Origin of the sequence: Gilliamella sp. B2889 (assembly GCF_026536885.1) — a bacterium.
GTDB classification, from domain to species: Bacteria; Pseudomonadota; Gammaproteobacteria; order Enterobacterales; family Orbaceae; genus Gilliamella; species Gilliamella apicola_E.
Genome location: NZ_JAFNNF010000006.1, coordinates 96,541 through 111,480, shown reverse-complemented (window position 1 = coordinate 111,480; position 14,940 = coordinate 96,541). Strand labels below are relative to the sequence as shown.

Genomic DNA, 14,940 nt, shown 5'->3' with positions numbered 1-14,940 from the left:
GGGTATTACCCATGTGAGAGTAGGGTGCCGCCAGACTTTTAAATTAGAGCGAAAGCCCAGCAGCAATGCTGGGCTTTTTTGCATTTAGGGATCAGTATTTTTAATACTATTGAGCAAATAAATTCCTATATCTCTCTAATATTTTAAGCAACTTAATAATCAAAGAAAATAAAAGAATATAACAAAGCACTTCTTTTAAATGATTAATACGTTAAATGCTACTTGCCTATAACTTAAAAACATCATAATTTCTTTCATATTATCTTTAGTAACAAGATAATTTGGGGAAAAGGTAATCTTTTCTAAAATACTAAATACATCTAAATTAACAAAATTATTAAATTAATAATTGAAGGGTTTAATGACTTCATGATTGGATGAATAACGTTTAAATGAAACGAAAGTTAATTTGGTAGATAAAATATGAATTTTGAGAATACTCACAAAATCAATAACCATTAATAGTGAGGGATAAAAGCTTGTTAGATTTTGTGTTAATGGAGATTGAATAAATGAACAATAGATTGAAAAAAGCAATATTCATTAAATAAATATTGCTTTAAATTTTTATTATTAGCCTAAAAGTAGGGCATCATCTGTTACTTTTTCACCGCGAGTTTTTTCGAACATCTCTAATAAATCATTGACGGTTAATTTATCTCGCTTTTCCCCTGAAACATCAAGCACCACTTGCCCTTGATGAAGCATGACTGTTCTAGTGCCGTATTCTAAAGCTTGTTTCATTGAATGGGTAACCATCATTGTGGTTAACTTATTTTTTAAAACAATTTCATTAGTGAGATCCAAAACGAATTGTGCTGTTTTGGGATCAAGTGCAGCAGTGTGTTCATCAAGTAATAAAATCTTAGATGGTTGTAATGTCGACATTAATAGACTTACTGCTTGTCTTTGTCCTCCTGATAATAATCCCATCATATCTGATAAGCGATTCTCAAGGCCTAAATTGAGTGTTGCTAGTTTTTCTTTAAATAAGGCCCTCAGCTTGCGATTTAATGCTGGTAGTAAAGTGAAACTATTACCTCGGTTATAAGCAATCGCTAAGTTTTCTTCAATAGTAAGATTTTCACATGTCCCTACCATAGGATCTTGGAATACTCGTGCAACCATACCGGCTCTTTTCCAAGCAGGCCAACGAGTCAAATCTTTATTATTAATAATCACATGTCCCGAATCAGCAATCAAATCACCACTAATCACATTAAGTAAAGAACTCTTTCCTGCGCCATTACTACCGATTATAGTAACAAACTCACCTTCACTGATATTGAGATTTAAACCTCGTAATACATGATTTTCAATTGGTGTTCCTTGATTAAACGTCAATTGCAATTGCCCAACATTGATCATGCTTACTTCCCTCTTCTTTTTGAGTATTTTTTCAGTTGTTTTGGTAAGACTAAAGCTAAAACAACCAATATTGCCGTGATAAGATTTAAATCTTCTGTACCGACACCGATCTCTTGTAAAAATTCATTGCTAAGTGCAAAGGCAATAAATAAACGGTATAAGATAGCGCCGAAAATAACAGCAATCATAACCGCCCAAATGCGTTTTGTTGGGAAAATACTTTCACCTATAATGATTGATGCAAGGCCGATAACAATAGTCCCCACCCCAATAGTAATGTCAGCACCGCCTTGAGTTTGAACAAATAATGAACCACCAAGTGCGATTAATCCGTTTGAAATTGCCATACCTAAAATAGTGATACCACCTGTTGGAATTCCTTGGGATTTAGCCATTCGTTGGTTAGTACCAGTCGCTCTTAAAGCCAATCCGATTTGGGTATTTAAAAATAGGTTAAGTAGCAACCAAAATACAACAACAAAAGCTAAAACCATAAGTGGTTGCACTAAATATTGATTACTATAATCTTCATTAATAAATGGAGAGAAAATAGTTTTTGCATCGAGTAAAGATAGATTAGGCGAACCAGCCATTCTTGGTGTTTCATCCATGAGATAAGGTCCTAATCCTAAAATTCTTAGATTAATTGAATAAAGGCCTATCATCACGATAATACTTGATAGTAATTGTAATATGTTAAGTTTAACATATAACAGTCCAGTCATTGCACCGGCAATACAACCTGCAAACATACCTAGAAAAGTTGCAATCCATGGATCAATACCGACATACATACACAAACCACATACTGCCCCACCAAGTGGGAAACTCGCATCAGCGGTTAGATCGGGGAAGTCAAGTAGTCGAAACGATATAAACACGCCTAAGCTAACTAATGCGTAAATAAGTCCTATTCCAACTGAGCCTAATAAAAATTCAAATGACATGAAAATATCCACTAAAAAAAGTAACCGCCAAAGTAGGCGGTTTAGTTATTAAAACGGTTTAATAAATTATTTTTCAACAATTTTTGCTGCTGATTTTAAAACCTCTTCAGATAGAGTGACACCTTGGCGTTCAGCAGCCTTTTTATTAATAGTTAATTGTGTGATGTTACCAACTTGTGGTGGAATATCACCTGGTTTTTCACCATTAAGAATTCGAATAACAATTTTACCTGCTTGGCGACCAAGGTCATAATAACTCATTCCCAAAGCAGCAATTGCACCTCGTTCAGCTGAATCAGGATCTGATGCAAGAAGAGGAATTTTGTTTTCATTGGCAACCTTTGCTAATGCTTCATAAGCTGAAACGACGTTATTATCGGTTGTTGTGTAGATCAGATCAACTTTTCCTTTTAAACTTATTGCGGCGGTTGAAATATCAGATGTTCGTTGTGCTGGTGCAGCAATAATTTTCATGCCGCGTTTTCCAAGTGCAACTTGTAATTCTTTAAGCACAATTGTGGAATTTACTTCACTTGGGCTATAAACATAACCAATATTTTTTGCATCAGGTTTAATTTTTAACATCATATCGATTTGTGATTCTAAAGATAATGCATCTGATACACCAGTTACATTGGTTTTAGAAGCTTCCCAACTAGGTGTTAATTTAGCAGCAACGGGATCAGTGACAGCAGTGAATACAATAGGAATCGTTTTGGTTGTTGCCACTAAAGCTTGGGTGCTAGGTGTTGCAATACCAACGATAACATTGGGCTTATTAGCAACAAATTGTTTTGCTATTTGGGCAGCATTAGCGCTACTACCTTGAGCACTAGCAAACTGTAATTTTAAATTTTGACCAACAATATAGCCATTATCTTTTAATTCATCTTCAACACCTTTGCGAACATTATCTAATGCAGGATGTTCTACAATTGCTGTTATCGCGACATATTTTTGCTCAGATTTATTATCTGCTAATGAAAAAAATGTTACTACAGACAAACTAAGTAACATAAAAAGCTTGATGATTAAATTCCGCATGTGGTGCTCCTGTAATATTTATTTTACAACCAACCTAATTATACGTTTACTATAAAGCAAAAACAGATAATTTTCTAGATTTAATAAAAAGTATATGTGTAAATATTTTAATACACCTTATTGCAAGGAATTATGAATAGAATAGACTTATCAATAATACTTTAAAAAATTTTGCGGTGAGGAACGGGGTTTCTGAACATTCTTTGCCCATTAAAGTGGACAAAGAATTGATTTTATTTAGATATATGATTTTATTTTTGACCAATAACTTTATAGGCAGACTCGATAATGTCAGGAGGTAAAAAGATTCCTTGTTTTTTGGCTGCATCAGTATTGACGACAAGGCGTAATGTTTGTCCGATTTCGGGTTTAATATTGCCAGGATCTTCTCCATTTAAAACTCTTACCACCAGCTTACCTGATTGACGACCTACATCGTAATAGCTCATTCCATAAGCAGCAACAGCTCCTCGCTCAATGGCATCAGGAAACGATGCTAACAGTGGGATTTTATTTTCATTGGCAAATTTAACTAATGATTCATAAGCTGAAACAACGTTGTTATCTGTTGTGGTGTAGATAAGATCAACTTTTCCTTTTAATGTATTGGCTGCTGTTGAAATATCCGCCGTACGTTGGGCAGGCACCGCCACCAATGAAATATTTTGTTGGCTAAGTTCATTTTGTAGATTTTTTAACACTACAGTTGAATTAATTTCGCTAGGACTATAAATATAACCAACAGATTTTACATTAGGCACAACTTTTTTCATAAATTCAATTTGAGGGCCTATTTCTTGATAGTCTGAAACGCCAGTGACATTGTTATGAGAGGGATTCCAATTTTTAATTAATTTTGCTGCAATTGGATCAGTGATTCCTGCAAAAACAACGGGTATTTGTTTAGTTGCGGCAACTGTTGCTTGAGCACTTGGTGTTGCAATTGCAACGATGACGTCTGGTTTAGCTGCAACGAACTGTCTGGCAATTTGTGCGGCTGTTGCACTACTACCTTGGGCACTTCGATATTGGACATTTAAATTATCGTTTAACTTAAATCCATTTGCTGTTAACTCATCTTTTACTCCATCACGGATTTGGTCTAATGAAGGGTGTTCAACAATTGCTGTTATCGCAACATTTTTTACCGCATTAGCCAAACAGAAAAATGGCGTAATTACTAACATCAATATTAAAATTATAGCGCGTTTCATCATAAAGAACTCGTAAACTAGTACAGTGATATGATTCTAATCTTAATATTACAAAATGTTAAGTAATATTTTTAACTTTTGTAATTTCTTATTGGGCAAAGACAAAAGGATTTAACCCACTTTTTGCAAATCCTTCTTCTTCAGTCTTGATATCCAATATTAATGAGGCAATATCATCAGCAATGATTTCGATATGAGGATCTTTATCTTGGTCTAAGATTTTCAAATAGCTATGGCAAGCATCACAGCACTCGGTTTTTATTGCAGCTAATTCTTTATCCAAAGAGAAGTATTGAATATCTTGCATATTATCACAACAAGTACATTTCACTCGTGGTACATACCATTCGCTTTCACATAAGCTACAATGAAGGTATCTTAATCCATTATTTGCACCAAGCTGAATAATACTCGCAGCTGGCATACTATTACACACTGGGCATAGCCAGCTTTCATTGGTATTTTCAGCGACGGCTTTGCCTTTAATTTGACTAGCTAGTTGGCAATAATAGACTGATAAAGCTGACCAAATAAATATGGATTCATTACCGTCAACCAAATTAAATTTACCATTGAGTAAGTTGAGTGCTTTCTCTTGAAGTTGATTAGAATGGTTTTGTTTTAATTGTTCAATAACAGATTGAATTTGATAGGTTGTATTTGAAAATGAATTTAATAATGTTAATAAATAATCTTGCCAAATATCATTTAATGGTAAGTTTTCCAAACTTAATGGTGGTAAATCATTATTAAGTGATGGAGAGATATCAATAGGTTTTTTGATTAAAATAGCCTGTTGCTCGACAATCTTAGCGCAGAAATTTAAATAATCGCTTAAAGAATTGTTTCGTGCTAGCGTTTTTAAGCGCTCAGCGCGATGAATATAAAGTGTTTTCGGTGATGGATAAAAGAGTAAGGGAATCTGTCTAATTACGGTGTTTTGTTGTTCAAGCTGCTCTCGTGGGATGATTTTTATACTCATTCTTGATTACCAATTTTGTTATTTTTTCCATCATTAATCTAATAGGCTAAGAATTCCGCTGATTAATATCAGCGGAGATTAATTATTCTTATAAAGCAGGTTTTTGTTCTGTTTGAGATGATGGCTCAACATCGTTCTTTTGATTGTCTTTAAGTTCTTGCTGATAGATTTTTTTCATTTCATCTTCGTACCATGAGGAGTGGTTTTTAAATGCCCACGCTCGTGATACATATCCAGTTATCATTCCTTTTATAGACCCTTTAACCCAAATTGCCATATAAGCATGACCAATAGCCAGTAAAATAAGACAAATAGCAGCAAAAGAGTGGAAAAATATTGCGATTCGGACTATTTGAATAGGAAAATAATCAGATACATATCGGCGCCACATTATCAAGCCCGTAACGAATAGCACAAAGATTAAGCTCATAATGCACCAGAATAAAAACTTTTGGCCAACATTATATTTACCAATTGGGATACCTTCTTCTTTTCCCATAATCACGTTTTTAAAGTTTTTAATCCATAAAAGGTCATTTTTATTTGGAATATTGTGATGAGCTAATTTGATAAACATGAACATCAGTAAAATGAATACTACACAACCAATTATAGGGTGTAAAGCTCTCACCAATTGTGGCGTGCCAAGAAATAATCCAAATAACTTGATTGATGGAAAAAATAAAGATAAACCTGATAACGCGGTTAATATAAACAAACAGACCATACACCAATGACAGAAGCGTACAATAAGTGGTGTTCTTAATATCATTCCTTTCTTATTCATGACGAGCCTCCGATTGTGTTGAATTAGGACTATTTTTTCGACCTAAAATAGGTAATCCTAAACGTTTTCTTGCTTGTTTGTCCGCTTCTTTTTCGTGTTCAATATCTTCGTCATCGACTTCAACTGCACCTACCCCCATGTAGTGGAAGAGTAATCCGCCAAAAGTTGCAACAAAAGCAGCAGCTGATAGTGGTTTCCATGCGCCTTTCCAGAATTTAACGATTTCGCTAATTTGAGGATCTTTCGGTAATCCATGGTAAAGTTCAGGTTGATTAGCATGATGTAGTACATACATAACATGAGTACCGCCGACACCTTCTGGATTGTAGAGTCCTGCGTTTTCAAATCCACGTTTTTTTAAATCAACAATTCGGTGTTCGGCATGGCGAATCATATCTTGTTTGGTGCCAAAATGGATTGCTCCAGTAGGGCAGGTTTTTACGCAAGCAGGTTCTTGACCAACAGCAACTCGATCAACACATAATGTGCATTTATAAGAGTGGTTATCTTCTTTGCTAACACGTGGAATATTAAATGGACATCCTGCGACGCAATAACCACATCCAATACAGTGTTCTGATTGGAAATCGACAATCCCATTAGCATATTGAATGATTGCTCCTTCAGATGGGCACGCTTTTAAGCAACCAGGATCTGCACAATGCATACAACCATCTTTACGTATAAGCCATTCGAATTTGCCATTGATTTCAACTTCTGAATAACGCATTACGGTCCATGCTTTTGGTTCTAAGTCAGCTGGATTATCATAAACGCCGACGGTATTTCCTACTTCTGCTCGCAGATCATTCCATTCGCTACAAGCTACCTGACAAGCTTTACAACCGATACAGGTGGTCACGTCAATTAATTTAGCTACTTCCTGCTGATAATCTCTTGCCCTAGGTGCAGGTGTTAGGGCATTAGTTGCTGAGCGGCGAATAATATCTTGAGTTTGTAATGACATAATCTATCCTCCTTCTTATGCCGCTGTGGTAACTTTTTCGATGTTGACTAAGAAGGACTTGTATTCTGGGGTTTGTGAATTAGCATCACCTAAATGCGGTGTTAATTCATTAACCAAAAAGCCTTTTTTAGTTTGACCTGTGAATCCCCAAACAATTGGAATTCCTATAGTTTCGATCTCTTTACCATCAACTGTCAAAGTAGGTAAACGTTTTGTCACAACTGCTTTGGCTTTGATATAACCTCGATATGAAGTTACTTTCACTGTATCGCCCAATTTTATGCCTTTTTTATTCGCAAGATTTTCACTGAGCTCAATAAATTGTTCTGGTTGTGTTATTGAAGCTAATCTTGCATGTTGCGTCCAAAAGTGGAAGTGCTCAGTAATACTGTATGTTGTACCAACATAAGGAAATTCATCTGCTTTACCTAAGCGAGCTAAATCTTCTTTAAATGCTCGAGCTACTGGACTATTTACTTGTTTAGGGTGCATTGGGTTATTTGAAATTGGTGTTTCAAATGGTTCATAATGTTCAGGAAACGGTCCATCAACTAAACGATTCAAACAGAACAGCCCACCTAATCCATCATTGTTCATGATAAAGGCTCCCGCTCCAGAATCTGGTGATAATGTGGCAGTAAAATCTGGTACGTCATTGCCGACCCAACTTGTTCCGTTCCATTTGATTAACATCCGATTTGGATCCCATGGTTTTCCATTTTCATCAGTAGAAGCACGATTATAGAGTACACGTCGATTCATCGGCCAAGCCCAAGCCCAGCCAGCATGAATACCCTTACCTGATGGATCACTAGGATCTCGGCGAGCCATTTGGTTACCTTGTTCAGTCCAAGAACCACAAAATATCCAAATTCCAGATGAGGTCGTTCCGTCGGCTTTTAATTGAGAAAAACCACTTAATAGTTGGCCTTTTTTAAGGATGATGTTGCCATTAGTGTCCGTTATGTCAGCCAATGCTCGACCATTACACTCTTTTGCTAACTCTTCGGCTGCCGGACCTTCAGGATCTTGATAATCCCAAGTTAAATTATTAATTGGTTCGTGATAAGCGCCGCCTTCTTCTTCATAAAGCTCTTTAATTCTTAAATAGATTCGCGCAATAATCTCTGGATCGTAAAGTGATTCATAAGGTGGTCTAGCAGCTGCCCAATGCCATTGTAATAAACGTGATGAGTTAACAATTGTCCCATTTTCCTCTGCAAAACAGTTGGCCGGAAGTCTAAAGACTTCTGTTTGTATTTTACTTGGATCAACATCATTTGATTCACCATGATTTTTCCAAAACTCGGCTGTTTCAGTTGGCAATGGATCGATATTTACCAAGAATTTGAGTTTGGATAATCCCTCACGAATACTATTTTTATCAGGTAAGGCAGCCAGTGGGTTAAACCCTTGGCAAATAAAACCATTAGCTTGTCCGTCACGCATCATTTTACTAAAACGTAAAATATCATAGGTTTTATCCCATTTTGGTAACCAATCAAATCCCCAATTATTATCCCCAGTTGCCTTATCACCATACATTGCTTTCATAAAACTAATAAAGAATTTAGGGTAATTACCCCAAAAATTAACCTCATTTGGACCAAGAGGTTTTGGTGTTTTTTCTGCTAAGTATTGTTCAAGCGATGTTTGAGAATCTTTTGGTAGATCAAGATAAGCAGGTAACCGATTAGACAGTAAACCTACATCAGTTAATCCTTGAATATTTGAGTGACCACGTAAAGCATTTATACCACCACCCATGACACCAATATTACCAAGAATCAGTTGAATCATTGCTGCAGTACGGATGATTTGTGTACCATAAGTATGTTGAGTCCAACCTAATGCATATAGGAAAGTTGCCGTACGATCATTGGTTTTAGTACTGGCGAGTGAACGACAAACATGTAAAAAGCCATCTACAGGACTACCCGTTATTTTATTTACAATTTCTGGCGTATAGCGACTAACATGTTGTTTTAGTAAATTCCAAACACAGCGAGGGTGACTTAATGTTTTATCTCTTAATGCAAAACCATTTTCATCTTTTTGATATGCCCAACTGGTTTGATCGTATTGACGATTTTCTGCATCGTAACCACTGAACAATCCACTATTATTATCAAAGTTGAAATCGTCACGCACAATTAAGCTAGCATTAGAGTGTGTTATAAGATATTCAAAGTTGACTTCGTTATTAGTGATAAGGTAATTAATGATACCAAGTAGAAAAGCGATATCTGAACCTGCACGAATAGGTACATAATGATCAGCTACCGAAGCGGTTCGATGAAAGCGTGGATCAATCGCTATGAGTTCTGCACCGTTAGTAATTTTGGCTTCAATTGCCCATTTAAAACCAACTGGATGGGCTTCAGCTGCGTTACCCCCCATAACAATAACCACATTAGCATTTTTAATATCGTTCCAGTTATTGGTCATGGCGCCTCGACCAAAGGTAGCACCTAAACTAGATACTGAGGGCCCATGGCAAACTCTAGCTTGAGTTTCAAGGCTTAGCATTCCTAAAGAACGGGCAACTTTAAATGCTAACCAACCTGTTTCATTACTCGCAGCAGAAGTCACTAGCCAGCCAGTAGTTGTCCAGCGGTTAACCGTCGTTCCTTGTTCATTTTTTTCTTGAAAATTTTTATCACGGTCAGCTTTCATTAAGCGAGCTATGCGGTCAATTGCTTCATCCCAGCTGATTCGTTGCCATTTGTCAGAACCTGGCGCACGATACTCAGGGTATTTAACTCGTTGTTCGCTTTTAATATAGTCGAGTACGCCAGCACCTTTCGGACAAAGTGAACCGCGACTAACAGGATGGTCAGGATCGCCTTCGATATGAAAAATAGACGATTCGGCATTCTTAGCGCCATCTCCTCGGCTATAAAGGAGCATTCCACATCCAACAGAACAGTAAGTACAATTATTTCGCGTTTCTTTTGATTTTAACAATTTATATTGGCGAGTTTGTGCAAGCGCTACATTCGGCATTAATCCTAAAGTAGCGACAGTTGTTCCTGCCATGCCACCAGCACAGATCTTAAAGAACTGTCTACGGTTAAATAGCATATGAACTCCTTAAAAAGCTGACATTACATTTTATTATCTAATTTTTTCGATGTTATAAACATCCTTACTAATTGTAATGATAATATTTAATTGAATGGAAATAAAGGTATACTTTCACAAAAGTTTGACATATGTCAAAAAAACAATGGTGCTATTTATTAAATTAGTTAATGAAGATTATAAAGAATAAAATTATTTAGAAAACAGTGATAAAGCATAAAAAAAGATACTTTATTTAATGATTGAAGTTTATTCGGCTTACCCAGAATAATCAAGTAAGCCCAAGATAATTTAATTTTTAAGGATTGATTTCATCAATTGTTTGCATTACACGGTTAGTAATTAATGGTTTAAGTATATTATTCATGGTTTCGATTTTCGGTAAATTTGCATCACCTTTATCATCTAAATAACCTTGTTCCCGAAGCGAAGCAACTAGTGTTGAAAAAACACCTTTATCAAAAAATTCAGGAGCATTTATACCATGTAATATTGAAAGCCGTTCTGCAATTAAACGTCCTTCTTTTTCTAAGGTTGCACGACTAATTGTTGGATCTTTTTGTAACAATGAAAATGCAATGACATAGCGTTGTAATGTATCTCTTGATGATGACGCTAACAACTGTAATCCTGACATTTTTAAGTAGTTCAATGTTAATTTATCAGGTGAATAACTTATTAGATTCAAATCAGCATAAGTTGCAATAATTTTATTAACGTATTCAGTTAATTGATCTTCATTATGATATAAAAATAGCTCTGATTTTATTAAAGGGAAGAGCAATTTAACCTGCATAAGTACTTCATCAATTGAAATGCGATTATGTTTAAGTAAAATTCTAGCCACAATTGCCGGTATAATCAGTAAATGCTGAATATTATTGCGATAATAGGTCATCAATACTGCTTGTTCGGTCGTTAACCCCACCATTTCACCAACTTCATCAGTAGTAATGACAAATTTACCCATTTCTTTGGCATGTTCAAACATCTCTTCGGCAGTTTGATCGGGAATGGTAATCAAATCAGAGTAAGGAATGTTTTTTAATAATTTTAAAAGATAATCTAAATGCTCTAATAATTTTACTTTTGTTAATGTGCATTGATCAGCGGCTAATAATATTGAACAACATAAATTCATAGCATTAATCGCAGCCGAAGAATTGATGTGCTCCATAATTTGTTTCGCAAGCAAATTAGTTGTTGGTGTTAACCAATTAGGGCGCGGTGTTCCTGTAGGATCAATAGCATCTCGCCATTCAGGTATATGCTGATTTAAAAATTGATTTAAAGGTATTGGGCTCCCAAAGTTAACGTAGCCAAAGCCTAGTTTTTTTAATTTTAAGAAGGCTTTAATTGTGCTCCACAAGCTTTCTTTTTCTTTTTTAGCGCCACGCAGCTCGTTAGCATAAGTGGCAACTTCTAAAACATGTTCATAACCAATATAGAGCGGGACAATTGTGATTGGGCGTGTATCACCCCGTAATAAAGTTTGGATTGTCATCAACAACATTCCGGTTTTAGGGTCGAGTAGTCTTCCTGTGCGTGAGCGCCCACCTTCAATGAAATATTCGACGGCATAACCCCGGATAAATAACTCTGCTAAATACTCTCTAAATACGGCGGTATAGAGTTTGTTACCTTTAAATGAACGGCGGATAAAAAATGCCCCTAAGCGCCTAAAAATAGGGCCTGCTGGCCAGAAATTTAAATTGATACCAGCTGCAATATGTGGTGGAACTAATCCTTGCCGATAAAGTACATAAGACAATAACAAATAGTCCATATGACTTCGATGACATGGTGCGTAAACGATTTCGTGTCCATTTTCAGCAAGCTCTCGAACTGGGTCAGCATTCGTTACTTTTAAACCTTGATAAAGTCTATTCCATGCCCAAGTAAGAACAGAGTCAGTCACTCTTAGCATGCGGTAAGAAAAATTAGCCGCGATTTCATTTAGAAGTGATAAAGCATTTTTCTTGGCTTTATCTAGCCCAATATGTTTACTTTTAGCTTCTTCTTGTATTGCTTCAGCAAGAGCTGGGTTAGTTAATAATTTATTAAGCATTTCCTGTCTAACAGGCAATTTAGGACCAACAGAAGCCGCTCTTTGTTTAGCAAAGTGAATACGTGCTACACGCGCAAGTTTATGTGCTAAAACAGAAATATCTTGTTTATCGTCGACTTTAATATCTTTAAAAGATACGGTTCGAGAAAATCGAGTATAGCAGTCACGACCAGAAATTAAGATTTTATAAAGTTTATAGGTAGCACCTAACACTTGCAGTGAAGGCATTTTTTTGCCTTCTTTATCTGGTTTACGACCAAACATTACAGATACAGGCAACATTTGAACATCAAGTTCATCATTTTGTTGATGGGCTGAAATGTATTCCCTTAAAATTTCGATAGATTTATTTTTTTGTTTACTTGAAGCAAAAATTCCTGGGCCTTTATCGATATAAATATAAGCAGGTACAGTTTTATCATTAATATCAATTCCTAATAAAGGATCTGGTAAATGATATTTTAGACAAAGCGACCTAACTACCATTAAATCAATTTGAGAGTTATAAGGAAGCACATACAAAATTGGACGATGGATATCGAGGTCCAGTTCAGTAATGGGATCGGTAGGAATTGGTTTACTTTTAACAAAAAGCTTAACAGGAATTTGAATTAGTGAAAAATAAATTTTTGTCCACCAAGAAAACATAAAAATAAACCTCATACTTTGTTGCTAACTATATACTTAAATCATTTTAAGTTATTTATTTACCAACCTAATAATGAATGTTTAAGCTGTAAATTGATATGATTACTCTAATATAAAAAACATTAATCCAAGTATATATGCGTTACAGTATAGCAAATTTGCATAATCTTGTAGTGATTACATTATAATAATGACAACGTATTATAAAGGTTTATTTCTATCAGCACCATATCAGCATGAATTGAATATTACCGTTAATTAAAGCAAGTTATTCACACAATTTTCATTAAGGATACAAATCGGTTATTCTTTATTTGCAATGTTAGCATTAAATTTATTATAAGTTTTCTTTAGTCTTACCTAAAAAATAATTTACGCTAGTAAGCGTATACTAACAATTGCACTTTATATATCTATCGCCTAGAATAACTATCTTTATTTTGCTACGAAGAATCTATTTATGAATACTATTCTTGAGCTGTTTTCCTCGGTAAATGCAGTGGTTGTTGCAGTTATTTTAATGTTAGTCCTTTCGCTTTGCCGTGTTCATGTGGTGATTAGCTTAATCATTGGTGCTTTTGTCGGTGGTTTATGTAGCCATTTAACATTAAAAGAAACAATTGACGCTTTTAATACTGGGATTAGCAACGGGGCTAATATTGCGCTTTCTTATGCTATGCTTGGTGCGTTTGCAGTAGCAATTTCAAAATCAGGATTACCAGAATTGTTAGCTGACAAAGCCATTAAGCAGTTAACGACTAATGATGCTAAAACTCGAATTAAATGGTTGTTAATTATCATAATCGGGTTAGTTAGTATTTCCTCACAAAATATCATCCCAATTCATATCGCCTTTATACCGTTGTTAATTCCGCCACTTTTATATGTGATGTCGAGATTGCAACTAGATAGACGAATGATTGCTTGTATCATGACATTTGGTTTGATTACACCATATATGTTTTTACCTGTCGGATTCGGAAATATTTTCTTAAATCAAATCTTATTAAAAAATATTATTTCATCGGGGATGGATGTTAGCCATGTTAATGTTATGCATGCTATGGCTATTCCGGCTTTTGGTATGTTTGTTGGTCTACTTTGGGCTATTTTCGTTAGTTATCGTAAACCGAGACAATATAAACTGATTAATGAAGAAAGCCATGCCGAAGAGTTTAGTAATGTAAGTACTCGTTCACTTGTCGTCTCATTATTAGCAATTATTCTCTCTTTTACTGTCCAACTTTATACTGGATCGATGATTTTGGGTGCTTTAATTGGCTTTATCTGCTTTATTGCTTCAGGCTCAATTAAATGGGGTGAGGCAGACGGAATCTTTACCGATGGTATCAAAATGATGGCGATGATCGGCTTTGTGATGATATCAGCTCAAGGCTTTGCTGAAGTATTAAAACAGACTCATGAAATAGAACCATTAGTTGTTAATAGTGCCTCATTATTTGCGGGGAATAAAGTAGTTGCATCTTTTATGATGATGTTAGTTGGCTTGATCATTACACTTGGTATTGGTTCATCTTTCTCTACTGTACCAATTATTGCAGCTATCTATGTTCCTTTATGTGTTCAGTTGGGCTTTTCACCAATAGCAACCGTTTGTTTAATTGGTGCGTCAGGAGCGATTGGCGATGCAGGTTCACCTCCTTCAGATACTATTTTAGCAACATCTGCTGGTTTAAACAGTGATGGTCAGCATGATCATATAAGAGATAGTGTTATTCCAACCTTTACCCATTTTAATATTCCATTGTTTATAGCTGGTTGGGTGGGATCATTAATTTTATAAATATTTAGATTGATGAGTTAAGGTCAT

Annotated in this window: 10 protein-coding genes; 1 reads left to right on the top strand and 9 read right to left on the bottom strand. The window is 35.5% G+C overall.

From position 1 onward, the window contains the following. Positions 1-573: 573 nt before the first annotated feature. The 9 genes from J3U09_RS09825 to plsB all read right to left on the bottom strand — a co-directional run bounded on the left by J3U09_RS09825 (position 574) and on the right by plsB (position 13,124). Positions 574-1,368, bottom strand: a complete 795-nt coding sequence (locus tag J3U09_RS09825; RefSeq protein ID WP_267358065.1) for an ABC transporter ATP-binding protein — start codon at positions 1,366-1,368, stop codon at positions 574-576. Positions 1,369-1,370: 2 nt separating this feature from the next. Further along, the gene (locus J3U09_RS09820; protein WP_065561756.1) at positions 1,371-2,315 is read right to left on the bottom strand and encodes an ABC transporter permease; all 945 of its coding nucleotides are present in this window, start codon (positions 2,313-2,315) and stop codon (positions 1,371-1,373) included. A 66-nt stretch (positions 2,316-2,381) separates the two neighbouring features. Further along, positions 2,382-3,359 (bottom strand): ABC transporter substrate-binding protein, encoded by a 978-nt coding sequence (locus J3U09_RS09815; protein WP_065561757.1) that lies wholly within the window; start codon positions 3,357-3,359, stop codon positions 2,382-2,384. A gap of 251 nt (positions 3,360-3,610) precedes the next feature. Next, positions 3,611-4,576 carry an ABC transporter substrate-binding protein gene (locus tag J3U09_RS09810; RefSeq protein ID WP_267358063.1) on the bottom strand — a complete coding sequence of 322 codons (966 nt, stop codon included), beginning with the start codon at positions 4,574-4,576 and terminating at the stop codon, positions 3,611-3,613. Between the two features lie 85 nt (positions 4,577-4,661). Then, the gene (gene fdhE / locus J3U09_RS09805; protein WP_267358062.1) at positions 4,662-5,555 is read right to left on the bottom strand and encodes a formate dehydrogenase accessory protein FdhE; all 894 of its coding nucleotides are present in this window, start codon (positions 5,553-5,555) and stop codon (positions 4,662-4,664) included. An 88-nt stretch (positions 5,556-5,643) separates the two neighbouring features. After that, positions 5,644-6,342, bottom strand: coding sequence for a formate dehydrogenase subunit gamma (locus tag J3U09_RS09800; protein ID WP_267358060.1), 699 nt, complete (start codon positions 6,340-6,342; stop codon positions 5,644-5,646). Beyond that, complete coding sequence (fdxH, locus tag J3U09_RS09795) at positions 6,335-7,309, bottom strand: formate dehydrogenase subunit beta (protein ID WP_324170060.1); 975 nt, start codon at positions 7,307-7,309, stop codon at positions 6,335-6,337. Before fdxH ends, J3U09_RS09800 begins: the two co-directional genes overlap by 8 nt. A 15-nt stretch (positions 7,310-7,324) precedes the next feature. After that, entirely contained in the window at positions 7,325-10,393 is a 3,069-nt protein-coding gene (gene fdnG, locus J3U09_RS09790) for a formate dehydrogenase-N subunit alpha (protein ID WP_267358059.1), read from the bottom strand. A 298-nt stretch (positions 10,394-10,691) separates the two neighbouring features. Next, the gene (gene plsB, locus J3U09_RS09785) at positions 10,692-13,124 is read right to left on the bottom strand and encodes a glycerol-3-phosphate 1-O-acyltransferase PlsB (protein ID WP_220225502.1); all 2,433 of its coding nucleotides are present in this window, start codon (positions 13,122-13,124) and stop codon (positions 10,692-10,694) included. A gap of 445 nt (positions 13,125-13,569) precedes the next feature. On the opposite strand from plsB, the gene J3U09_RS09780 reads away from it, so the two are divergent. After that, complete coding sequence (locus J3U09_RS09780) at positions 13,570-14,913, top strand: Na+/H+ antiporter family protein (RefSeq protein ID WP_267354059.1); 1,344 nt, start codon at positions 13,570-13,572, stop codon at positions 14,911-14,913. Positions 14,914-14,940 lie beyond the last annotated feature (27 nt).